This is a genomic window from Klebsiella sp. EMBS2024, from assembly GCF_036233805.1.
In the GTDB taxonomy this organism is placed as follows: domain Bacteria; phylum Pseudomonadota; class Gammaproteobacteria; order Enterobacterales; family Enterobacteriaceae; genus Klebsiella; species Klebsiella pneumoniae.
The window spans coordinates 3,545,594-3,559,614 of record NZ_JAZARW010000001.1 but is presented as its reverse complement, the minus strand read 5'-3'; the positions used below and the strand labels follow the sequence as shown (position 1 = coordinate 3,559,614).

Sequence of the window (14,021 nt, the reverse complement as noted above, 5' to 3'; positions counted from 1 at the left end):
CTGCGCTTGACTGGGCGAGGGGGTCGCCAATATCTGCTCTTCAGTAGCCCGGGTAAGGCGTATAAGCCTTACCCGGGGCTTTGCTTTCTTACGGCGCCGGGTAGGTATAAACCTGATGCACCGCCTCAATCTCCGCTAATACCTCTTCGCTCAGCTCAAGCTGCAAACTTTCCACGTTGGCCTGCAGCTGCGTCATGGTCGTCGCCCCCAGCAGGGTGCTGGCGACAAACGGCTGCCGACGCACAAAGGCCAGCGCCATTTGCGCCGGATCGAGGCCGTGGCGTTTGGCGATATCCACATAGGCCGCTACCGCTTTCTGCGACTGCTCGCTGCTGTAGCGCGTAAAGCGGCTGAACAGCGTATTGCGCGCCCCTGCCGGCTTCGCACCGTTGAGATACTTGCCGGTCAGTGTGCCGAAAGCCAGACAAGAGTAGGCCAGCAGCTCCACGCCTTCGAACTGACTCACTTCCGCGAGGCCGACTTCAAAGCTGCGGTTCAGCAGGCTGTAAGGATTCTGAATAGTCACGATCCGCGGGAGGTCGTGCTTATCCGCCAGGTGCAGATAACGCATCACGCCGAAGGCGGTTTCGTTCGACACGCCGATGTAGCGGATCTTCCCGGCGCGCTGGAACTCGGTCAGCGCTTCGAGGGTATCCAGCAGCGTCACGGCGGGCGCGGCGTCGGCCCAGGTATAGCCCAGCTTGCCAAAGCAGTTGGTTGGCCGCTGCGGCCAGTGAACCTGATATAAATCGAGATAATCGGTCTGCAGCCGCTTCAGGCTGGCGTGCAGCGCCTCGCGGATATTTTTGCGGTCCAGGACGTGATTGGGCCGAATGCTGCTGTCGTTATTGCGCGCGGGCCCGCTGACTTTCGAGGCGAGCACCAGCTTTTCGCGATTGCCGCGTTTCGCCAGCCAGTTGCCGACGTAGGTTTCAGTCAGCCCCTGGGTTTCCGGGCGCGGCGGGACCGGGTACATTTCAGCGACATCGATCAGGTTGATGCCGTTGGCAACCGCGTAATCGAGCTGCTGGTGGGCATCGGCCTCGCTATTCTGTTCGCCAAAAGTCATGGTTCCCAGCCCGAGGGTGCTGATTTCAAGAGAACTGTGTGGGATACGGTGATACTGCATAGCCAGCTTCCTTTTTATTTATAAGGTCAGGCATTCCCCGACAAAGGAGTATCAACATGGCAGAGGGTGAGAAAAAGAGNAAGTAAAAAATCAAAAAAGCCGGGTGACGAGGAGGGGCGGTGGGTGAAACCCGCGGCGTCCTGGTATATCCCGACTCTTCTCAAAAGACTGGTGGTCGGTAAGCGCAGCGTCAACAGAAGCTGGGGCCGACAGGGAAAGATTAACGCTTAATGATTTGCGAAACGTCGTCACGATTGATCTGCATTTTATTACCCTGCTGATCTTCGTAACTGATTAAACCGGTATCGTCATCCACGGTAGGTTTACCGTCGGTCAGGATCATTCGCCCATCTTTGGTCGCCATGACGTAATCGCTGCTGCAACCGGAAACCGAGAACGCCAGTCCTACGGCGGAAATCAATACTGCCCATTTCTTCATCGTCAACACCTCTTCAGTAGCTGCACCCCATACCCGTCTATTAATAGCCTGATTTGTGAGACATAAAAAGCAGTAAAGTCTGAAAAAGGGTTGCAGCCTGTGACCAGGCTGCAATTTTGTGGTTTACAGCGGGTTTTTCTTATTACGCAGCAGGTTAAGGCTCTCCACCGCGATAGAGAAGAACATGGCGAAATAGATGTATCCCTTCGGCACATGGACGTCGAAGCTTTCCAGCATCAGGGTAAAGCCGACGAGGATCAGAAACGACAGCGCCAGCATTTTCACCGAAGGATGACGGTCAACAAAATCGCCGATGGGTCGCGCGGCGAACATCATCACCCCCACCGCGATCACCACCGCCGCCATCATGATGAACAGATGATCCGACAGGCCGACGGCGGTGATGACGGAATCGAGGCTAAAGATGATATCCAGCAGCATGATCTGCACGATGGCGCCGAGGAAGGAGTGGACGTTGGTCTTCAGCCCCTCCTCTTCACCTTCGATAGATTCATGGATCTCTTTACTGGCTTTCCAGATAAGGAACAGCCCGCCGAGCAGCAAGATCAGATCGCGAAACGAGATCTCCTGACCGAAAACGGTAAAGAGCGGGTTGGTAAGCTTAACGACCCAGGCGATTGAGGCCAGCAGCGCCAGACGCATGACCATCGCGCCCATCAAACCGATCCGGCGCGCATGGGCGCGCTGGGCGGTGGGGAGCTTAGCCACGACCAGAGAGAGGAAAATAATATTGTCGATCCCGAGCACGATCTCCAGCAGCGTCAATGTGCCCAGCGCCAGCCAGGCGTTAGGATCGGTTATCCATGCAAATAACATTGTTCCAAGTCCTGCAAAATAGAAAGCAGCAATTATATGCAACCCCCAACGCAGAACAAAAAATTAATCGTGTTGTAACAAGAAATGGCGGGCAAGCAGAGCGGCGGTAAAATTCTTTTTCAGATAGAAACCGCGCGGCAGCGTGAGGATTGTCTCCCCGCGGGCGCCGATGGCTTCGGTCAGCGCCTTGCTGTTGGCGGCTTTCGGTCTTAACTGCAGTACCTCGCCGTGGCGGGCGGTAATGCGCTCGACCTCACCGAGAACAATGAGATCCATCAGCTCTTCCCAGTCCATGCGCAGCTGGCGCTCCTCGTCTTCGTCCGGGCTCCACAGCAGCGGTGCGCCGACGCGCCGCGCCGCCAGCGGGATGGTGCGTTCACCCTCCACCGGGATCCACAGGACGCGCTGCAGCTTATGCCGTACATGGCTGCTCTCCCAGGTGACGCCGCTATTGCCGGTTAACGGGGCGACGCAGACGAAAGTGGTCTCCAGCGGGCGTCCCCGGCTGTCGATGGGGATCGTTTTGAGCTCGACCCCCAGCGCGGCGAAATCCTGCTCGGGTTTACTGCCTGCGCTGGCGCCCAGCCACAGCTCCAGCAGAATGCCCGTCCAGCCTTTATCGCGCTTCAGATCGCGCGGAATGGGGATCCCCGCCAGCGCCGCCAGCTCGCCCAGCGAATAGCCGGCCAGCTGGCGGGCCTGGGCCAGCAGCTGTTCCTGACTTTGCGGCGGTGAGGCGAGCGGAGCGATAGCGGGCATAGGGCAATACCTTTGGTTAAAAAGTGAGCGCTAATTTTGCGCGTTGTGGATAGAGTTTACCGTTTTCTGAGTAACTATACCAATCTCATGATTTATATGGCTTTTTAAACTCATCATGCGGCTTATGAAAACGGTGTAAACGGGTTTTCCAGAACTGGTCACTGACAATAAACAGGATCTTACACCATGTTATCCACAGAAAAGTGGGATAACTGGGGAAAAGACTCACTACTGGTTCGATTTACAGCCTTGACGTGCGACGAAAATCGAATTTTTAGAGAAAATCTGCCGGTGGCCTGCGCGTAATCTGTGGATAAAATCGACATTGCTCGATCTTTCATCAGTCGGCGGATCGCATGTGTGATGATCGTCACGTTATGCTGTAATGTGTGAAAGGAATATATTCTAACTTTATGAATATGATACTATTATTTTCAGATGCTAGCGATGCGATGTTCGGATTACTCTGGGTTTTCCCGGGTTAATTCCGTACTTCTTCACAACTCTATCCACAGAAAAAGTGAATAAAATCGGCTGTCACGCGCTTTCATTGTTTATAACTCTGGCAATTACTGTGAGTTATTCAAATGTTATCCGTTCTCAGTGTGCGAACAGAGTGGTTTACCGTTTCCGGCGAGTGTGAAACAATCATTCACATTGAAGCTTATCTTGAGGTAGTCCGGTGATTGATGACGATGGCTACCGCCCAAATGTCGGTATTGTAATCTGTAATCGTCAGGGCCAGGTGATGTGGGCCCGGCGCTATGGTCAGCACTCGTGGCAGTTCCCGCAAGGGGGCATTAATCCAGGAGAATCCGCAGAGCAGGCGATGTATCGGGAATTGTTTGAAGAGGTCGGGTTAAGCCGTAAAGATGTGCGGATCCTGGCCTCAACCCGTAACTGGCTGCGTTACAAGTTGCCTAAACGTTTGGTGCGTTGGGACACAAAGCCGGTTTGTATCGGCCAGAAACAAAAGTGGTTTCTTTTGCAGTTGATCGGCAATGATGCGGACATCAATATGCAAACCAGCAGTACACCTGAATTTGATGGTTGGCGCTGGGTGAGTTACTGGTACCCGGTTCGCCAGGTGGTGTCGTTTAAGCGCGACGTCTACCGCCGGGTGATGAAAGAGTTCGCCAGCGTGACCATGTCGCTGGCGGAGAGCGCACCTAAGCCGCAAAACGCGCCTGCTTATCGACGTAAAAGAGGTTAAGCCACGCACATTATGCTCACTCGGTTGCGAGAAATAGTCGAGAAGGTCGCGAGCGCGCCGCGTTTAAACGAGGCGCTGGATATTCTGGTGACGGATGTCTGCCAGGCGATGGAGACGGAAGTCTGCTCGGTTTACCTGGCTGACAATGACCGACGCTGCTATTACCTGATGGCCACCCGCGGGTTAAAAAAACCTCGCGGGCGCACCGTTGCGCTGGCGTTCGATGAAGGCCTGGTGGGGCTGGTTGGCCGCCTGGCGGAACCCATCAACCTCGCCGATGCGCAAAAACACCCCAGCTTCAAATATATCCCCGCCGTCAAAGAGGACCGCTTCCGCGCCTTCCTTGGCGTGCCGATCATTCAGCGCCGCCAGCTGCTGGGCGTGCTGGTGGTCCAGCAGCGCGAGCTGCGTCAGTTTGATGAAAGCGAAGAGTCTTTCCTCGTCACCCTCGCCACCCAGATGGCGGCGATCCTCTCCCAGTCCCAGCTGAACGCCCTGTTCGGCCAGTATCGTCAAACGCGCATTCGCGCTCTGCCGGCCTCTTCCGGGGTGGCGATCGCCGAGGGCTGGATGGACGTCAGCCTGCCGCTGATGGAGCAGGTGTATGAAGCCTCGACGCTGGACACCGCCTCGGAACGCGAACGCCTGACCGGTGCGCTGGAAGAGGCGGCCAACGAGTTTCGTCGCTACAGCAAACGCTACGCCGCCGGGGCGCAAAAAGAGACGGCGGCGATCTTCGATCTCTACTCGCACCTGCTCTCTGACGCCCGCCTGCGTCGCGAGCTGTTTGCCGAAGTTGACAAAGGCGCCGTCGCCGAGTGGGCCGTCAAAAAGATCATTGAGAAGTTCGCCGAACAATTTGCCGCGCTGAGCGACGGCTATTTGAAAGAGCGGGCCGGCGATCTGCGTACCCTGGGCCAGCGTCTGCTGTTCCATCTCGACGACAGTATTCAGGGGCCCAACACCTGGCCGGCGCGCATTATCCTCGTGGCGGACGAGCTGTCGGCCACCACCCTCGCCGAAGTGCCGCAGGATCGCCTGGCCGGCGTGGTGGTGCGCGATGGCGCCGCCAACTCCCATGCCGCTATTATGGTGCGGGCCCTCGGCATCCCAACGGTGATGGGCGCCGATATTCAGCCCTCGCTGCTGCATGGCCATACGCTGATTGTCGATGGCTATCGCGGTGAGCTGCTGGTGGATCCTGAACCTGTCCTGTTGCAGGAGTATCAGCGCCTTATCAGCGAAGAGAACGAACTCAGCCGCCTGGCGGAGGACGATCTCCAGCGCGCGTCGGAGTTGAAAAGCGGCGAGCGGGTGAAAGTCATGCTTAACGCCGGCTTAAGCCCCGAGCACGAAGAGAAGCTCGGCAGCTTTGTTGACGGCATTGGCCTCTACCGCACCGAAATTCCCTTTATGCTGCAGAGCGGCTTCCCCTCAGAAGAGGAGCAGGTCGCCCAGTATCAGGGCATGCTGCAGATGTTTAACAGCAAACCGGTGACCCTGCGTACCCTGGACATCGGCGCGGATAAACAGCTGCCGTATATGCCGATCAGCGAAGAGAACCCGTGCCTCGGCTGGCGCGGGATCCGCATCACCCTCGATCAGCCGGAGATCTTTTTGATCCAGGTGCGGGCGATGCTGCGCGCCAACGCCGCCACCGGCAACCTCAGCATTTTGCTGCCGATGGTGACCAGTCTGGAGGAGGTGGATGAGGCCCGTCGGCTGATCGATCGCGCCAGCCGGGAAGTGGAAGAGATGATCGGCTACGCCATCCCACGTCCGCGCCTGGGGGTGATGCTGGAGGTCCCGTCGATGGTCTTTATGCTGCCGCAGCTGGCCAGCCGGATCGATTTTATCTCGGTAGGGACGAACGACCTGACCCAGTACCTGCTGGCCGTCGACCGCAACAATACCCGGGTCGCCAGCATGTATGACAGCCTGCATCCTGCGGTATTGCGTGCGCTGGCGATGATCGCCCATGACGCGGAGCGCTTTGGCATCGATCTGCGCCTGTGCGGCGAGATGGCGGGCGACCCGATGTGCGTGACGATCCTTATCGGCCTCGGTTACCGCCATCTGTCGATGAACGGCCGCTCGGTGGCGAGGGTGAAGTATCTGCTGCGCCGCATTGATATCGAAGAGGCGCAGGAGCTGTCGCGTCGCAGCCTCGATGCGCAGATGACCGCCGAGGTGCGCCATCAGGTGGCGGCCTTTATGGAGCGTCGTGGTCTCGGCGGCCTGATCCGCGGCGGGCGGTAGCGCCAGCCCGGGTGAGGCGTAAGCCGTAACCCGGGGATCCTCTGCTCGCACCCTCCGGCAAAGTAGGGTACCGCCGGGAAAACGGCATTCTGTTAGCATCCGTATACATATCTTTTACACGTTCGGCGCGGATCGCTCTTGTGGCTTATGCTATGATTCGCCTCCTTCGGCGTGCCCGTTTTGTTCGGGTATGGATCATCACCGCTGTCCACTTTCGGCGGAATAACAAGTCTTTATGGTGACAGATGAATAGTGGCTACCTGCATTTTCCGGAGTTCGATCCGGTCATTTTTTCTCTAGGCCCGGTCTCCCTCCACTGGTACGGTTTGATGTACCTGGTGGGCTTTGTCTTTGCGATGTGGCTGGCCACCCGTCGGGCGAATCGTCCGGGCAGCGGCTGGACGAAAAATGAAGTGGAAAACCTGCTCTACGCGGGCTTCCTCGGCGTCTTCCTGGGCGGTCGTATCGGCTACGTGCTGTTTTACAACCTGCCGGTATTTCTTGCCGATCCGCTGTATCTGTTCCGCGTCTGGGACGGCGGCATGTCGTTCCACGGCGGCCTGATCGGCGTGATCCTGGTGATGATTATCTTCGCCAGACGCACCAAACGCACCTTCTTCCAGGTCTCCGATTTTATCGCGCCGCTGATCCCGTTTGGTCTTGGCGCCGGGCGTCTGGGCAACTTTATCAACGGCGAGCTGTGGGGCCGCGTAGACCCGAGCTTCCACTACACGATGATTTTCCCGGGCTCCCGTGCCGAAGACCTGGCGCTTCTGCCGACGCATCCGGAATGGCAATCGCTGTTCGATACCTACGGCGCGCTGCCGCGTCACGCGTCGCAGCTGTACGAGCTGGCGCTGGAAGGCGTGGTACTGTTCCTGATCCTCAACCTGTTTATCCGTAAACCGCGCCCGACCGGCTCCGTTTCCGGTCTGTTCCTGATTGGCTACGGCCTGTTCCGCATCATCGTGGAATTCTTCCGCCAGCCCGACGCCCAGTTCACCGGCGGCTGGGTGCAGTACATCAGTATGGGGCAGATTCTTTCGATCCCGATGGTGCTTGCGGGTATCATTATGATGGTTTGGGCTTACCGCCACCGTCCGCAGCAACAGAATTCTTGAGGAACCATGAAACAGTATCTTGATTTGATGCAGAAAGTGCTCACCGAGGGCACGCCAAAAAATGACCGCACCGGCACTGGCACGATCTCCATTTTCGGCCATCAGATGCGTTTTAACCTGCAGGAAGGCTTCCCGCTGGTGACCACCAAGCGCTGTCATTTACGCTCCATCATCCATGAACTGCTGTGGTTCCTGCAGGGCGACACCAACATCGCCTATCTGCACGAGAACAACGTCACCATCTGGGACGAGTGGGCGGATGAGAATGGCGACCTGGGGCCGGTCTACGGCAAACAGTGGCGTTCCTGGCCTGCGCCGGACGGCCGCCATATCGACCAGATCAGCACGGTGATGAACCAGCTGAAAAACGACCCGGACTCCCGCCGGATCATCGTCTCGGCATGGAACGTCGGCGAGCTGGATAAAATGGCGCTGGCGCCGTGCCACGCCTTCTTCCAGTTCTACGTCGCCGACGGCAAGCTCTCCTGCCAGCTGTATCAGCGTTCCTGCGATGTGTTCCTCGGCCTGCCGTTCAATATCGCCAGCTACGCGCTGCTGGTGCATATGGTGGCGCAGCAGTGCGATCTGCAGGTCGGTGATTTCGTCTGGACCGGCGGAGACACCCATCTGTACAGCAACCATCTTGAGCAGACCAACCTGCAGCTAAGCCGCGAACCGCGTCCGCTGCCGAAGCTGGTCATCAAACGCAAGCCGGCGTCGATCTTCGACTATCGCTTTGAAGACTTCGAGATTGAAGGTTACGATCCGCACCCGGGCATTAAAGCGCCGGTGGCGATTTAANCCCCAGCAGAGATGACTAACCGGCGCCCGATGGCGCCGGTTTTTTTATGCCCTTCGCACCACCCGATGGGAGCGCTTTCCGTTACCACCGGGAGAAGGTTGTTTTCACCTGCNNNAGGCCACAGGTGGTTGCGGTGGGCGAAGTTGGGTAGACGTTCGCAAAAAAATGTTCTTCTGTCGAGTATGCAAAGCTTTTTTGCGTATCTGGCCGGGAAAGCTATTTTCCGTCGTCGCGCCAGGGCCAATCGCCGCGGCATACTCGACGCCATGAACAGAGAACATGGCTACACCCTGATGGAAACCCTGGTAACGCTGACACTGATGATGATCCTCAGCGTCGGCGGCCTGTACGGCTGGCAGCGCTGGCAGCAGCAGCAACGACTGTGGCAAACCGCCGTCCAGGTGCGGGATTTTCTGCTCTTTCTGCGCGATGACGCCAACGCCTACAACCGGGACCGCGTGCTTCGCGTCGGCCAGGACGAAGTGGGCTGGTGCCTGAGCGCGGAGGGGGAGGGGCCTGACTGCGCCTCGGGGACATCCTTCACGCTGCGCCCGCGCTGGCCGGGGATCACGCTGGCTGGCGTTACGCCTGGTCTGGGGTTTTATGGTCTGCGCAGCACCGCCTGGGCGGGGAATCTGCGGCTGCAGAGCGCGGCCGGCAGCTGGAGCATTGTGATCTCACACTGGGGGCGGATTCGTTTATGCCGCAGCGACAGCGCAGGAGGGTGTCAGTGAGCCGCCGCGGATTTTCCCTGGCGGAGGCGCTTATCGCCATGGCCATCGGCTCGCTGCTGCTGATGGGGGCCTGCCGCTTTCTGCCTGCCCTGCAGCGTCATATTCTGCGCCAGGGCGAACAGCTGGCCCTGGAGAACGAGCTGTGGCAGCGCGTGCATGCCGTGGGAAAACATCTTCAGCGCGCCGGGTACTGCCGGGGATCGTGCGGCGGAGCCGGGCTGGAGCTAGCCGCTGGCGGCGAGTGTCTGATTGTGCGCTGGGATGCGAACAGCAACGGGAGATGGGAAACCTCCCCCGCGGCAGCGGCGGAGAGCACCGGCTTTCGCCTGCGCGACGGCGCGCTGGAGACCCTGCGCGGGGCCAGCGACTGCCGCGGCGGCGGGTGGGAGAAAATCACCAACCCGGCCGCCATCGTGGTGACGCGCTTCTCGGTACAACGTCAGGTCACCCCGGGCTTCGCGCCGGAGCTGAGCGTGACGCTGGCGGCGCGCTCCGCGCAACAGACGGGCCTGACGAGCGAGGTTGAGCAGCGGGTGACGGGGTATAACCTGTGATCCGCCAGCGTGGAATGTCGTCGCTGCTGATGGTGCTCCTGTTGCTGACCCTCGGCAGCCTGTTACTCGAGGGGCTTAACCTGCAGCAGCGGGCGCTGCTGGCGCAAACCGCCAGCGAAACGCAGGCGATCCGCGATACGGCGATAGCCCATTCCGCGCTGCAGTGGGGAAAACAGCAGGTCTGGTCGGCGCAGGTGGCGCTGGCCTGCCGGGAGCAGGCGCCGCAGGGCTGGCGCGCCTGTCTGCGTATCTTCGGCGACGGTTCACTGGTGCTCAGCAGCGCCAGCGGCGAGGTGCAGGTCTGGCAGTCCGGCGAGGTGCGCGGCGGGCAGGTGCGTTTTTCCGCCCACGGCTGGAGCGATTTTTGCCCGCTCAGAGAGGCGAGCTTATGTCAAATGCCCTGAAGCGTCAGCGGGGGTTTAGCCTGCCGGAGACCGTGCTGGCGATGGCGCTGATGGTGCTGACGGTCACCGCGCTGGGCGGCTATCAGCGCGGAATGGCGCAAGGAATTGTCCAGTTGAACCAGACCCGTCAACTGTGGCGCGACGCGTGGCGCTATAGTCAGCTCTCCGCGCCGCCGTCGCCGGCACGCGGGCAGGTAAGCCGTATGCAGACATCGAGGCAAAGATGTGTCAGCATCACGGTAACGATCAGTAGACCCGTTGCAAAGCGGGTGCAGATGACCCGGCTGCATTGCCCGGTCAGCCAGTAGTCAGGAGCAATTATGTTAAGGGTATACCACTCAAACCGGCTGGATGTTCTCGAGGCGTTGATGGAGTTTATCGTCGAGCGCCAGCGGCTGGATGACCCTTTTCAGGCCGAAATGGTGCTGGTGCAGAGTACCGGCATGGCGCAGTGGCTGCAGATGACCCTGGCCGCGCGCTTCGGGATTGCCGCCAATATCGAGTTCCCGCTGCCGGCGAGCTTTATCTGGGATATGTTCGTGCGCGTCCTGAAAGATATTCCGGGCGAAAGCGCCTTCAGCAAGCAGAGCATGAGCTGGAAGCTGATGACCCTCCTGCCGCAGCACCTGGAGGAAGACGATTTTATCCTGCTGCGCCAGTATCTGAGTGATGACGGCGACAAGCGCAAGCTGTTTCAGCTGGCCGCCCGGGTGGCGGACCTCTATGACCAGTACCTCGTCTATCGCCCGGAGTGGCTGATGCGCTGGGAGGCCGGCCAGCGGGTGGAAGGTCTCGGCGATGCCCAGCAGTGGCAGGCGCCGCTGTGGCAGGCGCTGGTGAGCTATACCGCCGAGCTGGGGCAGCCGCAGTGGCACCGCGCCAATCTCTACCAGCGCTTTATCAGTACCCTGGAAAAAGCGGACGAACCGCCCGCCGGGCTGCCGTCGCGCGTCTTCATCTGCGGGATTTCCGCGCTGCCGCCGGTCTATCTTCAGGCGCTGCAGGCGCTGGGTAAGCATGTCGATGTCTATGTCTTGTTTACCAACCCCTGCCGCTACTACTGGGGAGACATTAAGGATCCGGCGTTCCTGGCGAAGCTGCTGTCGCGCCAGCGGCGCCATCACCGCGAGGCGCGCGCGCTACCTCTGTTTCGCGACACCGAGCAGGCGCCGGGGTTGTTTAATGACGCCGGGGAACAGGATGTCGGCAACCCGTTGCTCGCCTCCTGGGGCAAACTGGGGCGCGACTATATCTACCTGCTGGCAGGGCTGGAGCGCTATGAGGAACTGGACGCTTTTGTCGACATCGCCCCCGATAACCTGTTGCATAACCTGCAATCGGATATCCTCGAACTGCGCAACGCGGCGGTGGCCGGGCAGAGCGCAGAGGCATTCGCCCACAGTCGCGACAAACGTCCGCTGGCGCTGGATGACCGCAGTCTGAGCATTCACGTCTGCCACAGTCCGCAGCGCGAAGTGGAGGTTCTGCACGATAGGCTACTGGCGATGCTGGAGGCGGATCCGACGCTCACGCCGCGGGATATCATCGTCATGGTGGCGGATATCGACAGCTACAGCCCCTATATACAGGCGGTGTTTGGCGCAGCCAGCGGCGATCGCTGGCTGCCGTGGGCGATCTCCGACCGTCGCGCCCGAGAGTCGCACCCGGTGCTGCAGGCGTTTATCACGCTGCTCTCGCTGCCGGACAGCCGCTTCGCCAGTGAAGATGTGCTGGCGCTGCTGGACGTCCCGGTGCTGGCGGCGCGCTTTAATATCACGGAAGAAGGGCTGCGCTACCTGCGCCAGTGGGTGAACGAGTCCGGCGTCCGCTGGGGAATGGATGACGACAACGTCCGTGAGCTGGATCTGCCGGCGACCGGGCAGCATACCTGGCGGTTCGGCCTCACCCGCATGCTGTTGGGCTACGCGATGGACAGCCGCGAGGGAGAATGGCAGTCGGTGCTGCCGTATGACGAATCCAGCGGTTTGATCGCCGAGCTGGTGGGCAACCTCGCGTCGCTGCTGATGCAGCTTAATCTGTGGCGACGCGGCCTGGCCCAGCAGCGGCCGCTGGCGGAGTGGCTGCCGGTCTGTCGCGATCTGCTGAATGACTTTTTCCTGCCGGACAGCGAGACCGAAGCGGCGCTGGCGCTGATTGAGCAGCAGTGGCTGGCGGTTATTGATAGCGGTCTGGAGGCGCAGTATGGCGAGCAGGTGCCGCTGACGCTGCTGCGCGATGAGCTGGCCCAGCGCCTCGATCAGCAGCGGATCAGCCAGCGCTTTCTTGCCGGCCCGGTCAATATCTGTACCCTGATGCCGATGCGTTCGATCCCCTTTAAGGTGGTGTGCCTGCTGGGGATGAATGACGGGGTTTATCCGCGCACGCTACCGCCGCTGGGCTTTGATTTAATGAGCCAGAAGCCGCAGCGCGGCGACCGCAGCCGGCGCGATGATGACCGCTATCTGTTCCTCGAAGCGCTGATGTCCGCCGAGCAGACGCTGTATATCAGCTATATCGGCCGTTCGATCCAGGACAACAGCGAGCGTTTTCCTTCGGTGCTGGTGCAGGAGCTGGTGGATTATATCGGCCAGAGTCACTGTCTCGCCGGTGACGAAGAGCTTGACTGCGACGCCAGCGAAGCGCGGGTTAAAGCCCACATCACCCATCTGCATACGCGCATGCCGTTCGACGTTGCCAATTTCCAGGAAGACGAGAACAAGAGCTACGCTCGTGAATGGCTGGCGGCCGCCGGCCAGCAGGGAGAGGCGCATAGCGATTTTATACAGCCGCTCACCGCGCCGCCGATTGACAGCCTGCCGTTCGATCAGCTCCTGCGCTTCTGGCAGCACCCGGTACGCGCGTTCTTTCAGCAGCGTTTGCGGGTCAATTTCCGCGCCGAAGAGGACGATATTCCAGACGACGAGCCGTTCACTCTTGAAGGGCTGAGCCGTTATCAACTGAATCAGCAACTGCTCAATACGCTTATTGAGGAGCAGGACGTCTCGGCTATGTTCCGCCGCTTTCGCGCCGCCGGCGAGCTGCCGTATGGCGCCTTTGGCGAGCTGGTCTGGGAGACGCAGCGCCTGGAGATGCAGGCGCTGGCCGAGCGGGTGATGGCCGAGCGCCAGCAGGCGCAGAGCATGGAGATCGATCTGCAGTGCGGCGGCGTGAACCTGACCGGCTGGCTGCAGCAGGTGCAGCCGGACGGTCTGCTGCGCTGGCGGCCTTCGCTGCTGAGCGTCTCCCAGGGGATGCAACTTTGGCTGGAACACCTTGTCTACTGCGCCAGCGGCGGCACCGGCGAGAGCCGGCTGTTTGTGCGGAAAGAGGGAGAGTGGCGCTTTCCGGCGCTGGCGCCCGCCGAGGCGCAGGCGTACCTTAACGAGCTGGTGGATGGCTATTTGCTGGGGATGTCGCAGCCGCTGCTGCTGCTGCCGGAAAGCGGTGGCGCCTGGCTGAAAGCCTGTTACGACGCCGAAAAGGATGTCATCTTAATGGACGAAGAGACGCAGCAGAAAGCGCGGAGCAAATTCCTGCAGACCTACGAAGGGAACATGGTGGTCAGCGGGGAGGGCGCCGATATCTGGTATCAACGCCTGTGGCGTTCGCTGGAGCCGGCGCATTACGAAGAAATCATTGCCCAGACGCAGCGTTATCTGTTACCGCTATATCGTTACCATCGGTCCACACAAATTTAAATAGTATAAAAATTGCGCACTGAATGGCGGTTCATTTAATATGCGCAACGTATCACGGACTGATGGACATAA

Annotated in this window: 14 protein-coding genes; 9 read left to right on the top strand and 5 right to left on the bottom strand. The window is 59.7% G+C overall.

What is annotated here, in order from left to right; all coding sequences use genetic code 11:
* Positions 1 to 88: 88 nt before the first annotated feature.
* The 5 genes from VZP09_RS16340 to VZP09_RS16320 form a co-directional block, all read right to left on the bottom strand.
* A complete protein-coding gene (locus tag VZP09_RS16340) occupies positions 89 to 1,129 on the bottom strand; it encodes an NADP(H)-dependent aldo-keto reductase (protein ID WP_002915975.1) in 1,041 nt (346 codons plus the stop codon).
* 220 nt (positions 1,130 to 1,349) lie between these two features.
* Positions 1,350 to 1,568, bottom strand: a complete 219-nt coding sequence (locus VZP09_RS16335) for a YgdI/YgdR family lipoprotein (protein WP_002915974.1) — start codon at positions 1,566 to 1,568, stop codon at positions 1,350 to 1,352.
* 123 nt (positions 1,569 to 1,691) lie between these two features.
* Positions 1,692 to 2,405 carry a TerC family protein gene (locus VZP09_RS16330; RefSeq protein WP_002915973.1) on the bottom strand — a complete coding sequence of 238 codons (714 nt, stop codon included), beginning with the start codon at positions 2,403 to 2,405 and terminating at the stop codon, positions 1,692 to 1,694.
* 63 nt (positions 2,406 to 2,468) lie between these two features.
* Positions 2,469 to 3,164 carry a DNA mismatch repair endonuclease MutH gene (gene mutH, locus VZP09_RS16325; RefSeq protein WP_004143967.1) on the bottom strand — a complete coding sequence of 232 codons (696 nt, stop codon included), beginning with the start codon at positions 3,162 to 3,164 and terminating at the stop codon, positions 2,469 to 2,471.
* 85 nt (positions 3,165 to 3,249) lie between these two features.
* Positions 3,250 to 3,393, bottom strand: a complete 144-nt coding sequence (locus tag VZP09_RS16320) for a hypothetical protein (protein WP_004218186.1) — start codon at positions 3,391 to 3,393, stop codon at positions 3,250 to 3,252.
* Positions 3,394 to 3,846: 453 nt separating this feature from the next.
* Here VZP09_RS16320 and rppH point away from each other — a divergent pair, with 453 nt between their 5' ends.
* From rppH to recC, 9 genes are all read left to right on the top strand, one after another.
* Positions 3,847 to 4,377 (top strand): RNA pyrophosphohydrolase, encoded by a 531-nt coding sequence (rppH, locus tag VZP09_RS16315; protein WP_002915936.1) that lies wholly within the window; start codon positions 3,847 to 3,849, stop codon positions 4,375 to 4,377.
* A gap of 12 nt (positions 4,378 to 4,389) precedes the next feature.
* Positions 4,390 to 6,636, top strand: coding sequence for a phosphoenolpyruvate--protein phosphotransferase (gene ptsP / locus VZP09_RS16310; RefSeq protein ID WP_002915935.1), 2,247 nt, complete (start codon positions 4,390 to 4,392; stop codon positions 6,634 to 6,636).
* 245 nt (positions 6,637 to 6,881) lie between these two features.
* A complete protein-coding gene (gene lgt / locus VZP09_RS16305) occupies positions 6,882 to 7,757 on the top strand; it encodes a prolipoprotein diacylglyceryl transferase (RefSeq protein ID WP_002915934.1) in 876 nt (291 codons plus the stop codon).
* A 6-nt stretch (positions 7,758 to 7,763) separates the two neighbouring features.
* A complete protein-coding gene (gene thyA, locus VZP09_RS16300; protein WP_002915933.1) occupies positions 7,764 to 8,558 on the top strand; it encodes a thymidylate synthase in 795 nt (264 codons plus the stop codon).
* 183 nt (positions 8,559 to 8,741) lie between these two features.
* Positions 8,742 to 9,293, top strand: a complete 552-nt coding sequence (locus VZP09_RS16295; RefSeq protein ID WP_002915932.1) for a prepilin peptidase-dependent protein — start codon at positions 8,742 to 8,744, stop codon at positions 9,291 to 9,293.
* On the top strand, positions 9,290 to 9,847 hold the full coding sequence (locus VZP09_RS16290) for a prepilin peptidase-dependent protein (protein WP_016947373.1): 558 nt from the start codon (positions 9,290 to 9,292) through the stop codon (positions 9,845 to 9,847). The genes VZP09_RS16295 and VZP09_RS16290 overlap by 4 nt, the downstream gene beginning before the upstream one ends.
* Positions 9,844 to 10,251 carry a DUF2509 family protein gene (locus tag VZP09_RS16285; RefSeq protein WP_004181182.1) on the top strand — a complete coding sequence of 136 codons (408 nt, stop codon included), beginning with the start codon at positions 9,844 to 9,846 and terminating at the stop codon, positions 10,249 to 10,251. The genes VZP09_RS16290 and VZP09_RS16285 overlap by 4 nt, the downstream gene beginning before the upstream one ends.
* A complete protein-coding gene (locus tag VZP09_RS16280; protein WP_002915888.1) occupies positions 10,236 to 10,559 on the top strand; it encodes a prepilin-type N-terminal cleavage/methylation domain-containing protein in 324 nt (107 codons plus the stop codon). The genes VZP09_RS16285 and VZP09_RS16280 overlap by 16 nt, the downstream gene beginning before the upstream one ends.
* 12 nt (positions 10,560 to 10,571) lie before the next feature.
* On the top strand, positions 10,572 to 13,949 hold the full coding sequence (recC, locus tag VZP09_RS16275) for an exodeoxyribonuclease V subunit gamma (protein WP_004211885.1): 3,378 nt from the start codon (positions 10,572 to 10,574) through the stop codon (positions 13,947 to 13,949).
* The last annotated feature ends 72 nt before the right edge of the window (positions 13,950 to 14,021 follow it).

Excerpts from the sequence above, each read along its gene's own strand:
- VZP09_RS16280 (WP_002915888.1), top strand. The coding sequence starts at position 10,236 with ATGTCAAATGCCCTGAAGCGTCAGCGGGGGTTTAGCCTGCCGGAGACC.
- thyA (WP_002915933.1), top strand. The coding sequence starts at position 7,764 with ATGAAACAGTATCTTGATTTGATGCAGAAAGTGCTCACCGAGGGCACG.
- VZP09_RS16295 (WP_002915932.1), top strand. The coding sequence starts at position 8,742 with ATGCAAAGCTTTTTTGCGTATCTGGCCGGGAAAGCTATTTTCCGTCGT.
- recC (WP_004211885.1), top strand. The coding sequence starts at position 10,572 with ATGTTAAGGGTATACCACTCAAACCGGCTGGATGTTCTCGAGGCGTTG.
- VZP09_RS16335 (WP_002915974.1), bottom strand. The coding sequence starts at position 1,568 with ATGAAGAAATGGGCAGTATTGATTTCCGCCGTAGGACTGGCGTTCTCG.
- lgt (WP_002915934.1), top strand. The coding sequence starts at position 6,882 with ATGAATAGTGGCTACCTGCATTTTCCGGAGTTCGATCCGGTCATTTTT.
- VZP09_RS16330 (WP_002915973.1), bottom strand. The coding sequence starts at position 2,405 with ATGTTATTTGCATGGATAACCGATCCTAACGCCTGGCTGGCGCTGGGC.
- ptsP (WP_002915935.1), top strand. The coding sequence starts at position 4,390 with ATGCTCACTCGGTTGCGAGAAATAGTCGAGAAGGTCGCGAGCGCGCCG.
- VZP09_RS16340 (WP_002915975.1), bottom strand. The coding sequence starts at position 1,129 with ATGCAGTATCACCGTATCCCACACAGTTCTCTTGAAATCAGCACCCTC.
- mutH (WP_004143967.1), bottom strand. The coding sequence starts at position 3,164 with ATGCCCGCTATCGCTCCGCTCGCCTCACCGCCGCAAAGTCAGGAACAG.